This is a genomic window from Mesorhizobium sp. M7A.F.Ca.CA.001.08.2.1 (assembly GCF_003998455.1).
GTDB classification, from domain to species: Bacteria; Pseudomonadota; Alphaproteobacteria; order Rhizobiales; family Rhizobiaceae; genus Mesorhizobium; species Mesorhizobium ciceri.
The window spans coordinates 1-636 of sequence record NZ_RZPW01001382.1 but is presented as its reverse complement, the minus strand read 5'-3'; the positions used below and the strand labels follow the sequence as shown (position 1 = coordinate 636).

The 636-nt window shown below is 60.4% G+C and carries 2 protein-coding genes; both read left to right on the top strand.

What is annotated here, in order from left to right:
• Window positions 1-217, top strand: a 217-nt coding sequence (locus tag EN914_RS37535; RefSeq protein WP_245497953.1) for a DUF2161 family putative PD-(D/E)XK-type phosphodiesterase, incomplete at its 5' end; no start/stop codon positions are given.
• Between the two features lie 56 nt (window positions 218-273).
• Window positions 274-636, top strand: a 363-nt coding sequence (locus EN914_RS37530) for a DUF930 domain-containing protein (RefSeq protein ID WP_164779276.1), incomplete at its 3' end; no start/stop codon positions are given.

Below are 636 nucleotides of genomic sequence, written 5' to 3'. Positions count from 1 at the left end.
TGCCGCCATGGTGGATGGCCCCAGGCGGCCGCGAGATCTGAAGGCGGTGACGCCGATCGCGCCCAAGATCCTGCAGCACAATGTCTATGGCTGGTTCGCGCGCGTCGACCGCGGCCTCTACGATCTTACCGATGCCGGCCGTGCCTCTTTGGTCCGTTGGCCGCAGGCATCGCACGACGAATCCCGACACGCAATTTTGAACGCAGCAGCCATATGATTGAAGATTCCCGCAGCGTCCGAGGCGGTCCGCTCGGTTGATTTCTCCGACAAAATATGTTGCTTGTCCCGCCCATGAAGAAGCTCTGCATGACCGCCTTGGCGTCAGTGACACTGAGTTTTCCAGCCAGCGCAATGGACAATGCATTGCGCGCCGGACTGATGAAACTCGATCCCCAAACTCGCCTTGAACAGCGTTGCGACGCCGAAGTGCTCGACCGCATCACCCATGACGATCGCAAGTTCAAAGCCGATCGCGTCGTCGCCTACGCCTTTGCCACGCCCGAGATGGGCGCCGATGCAATCAAGAGCCCGGGTGCTGCGTTTCGCAGCAAGGGGCAGTGGTATAGGCTGAAATTCAAGTGCCAGACCGGGCCGGACCATATGGAAGCCTTGCAACTCCGCTACCGGATCGGCGAC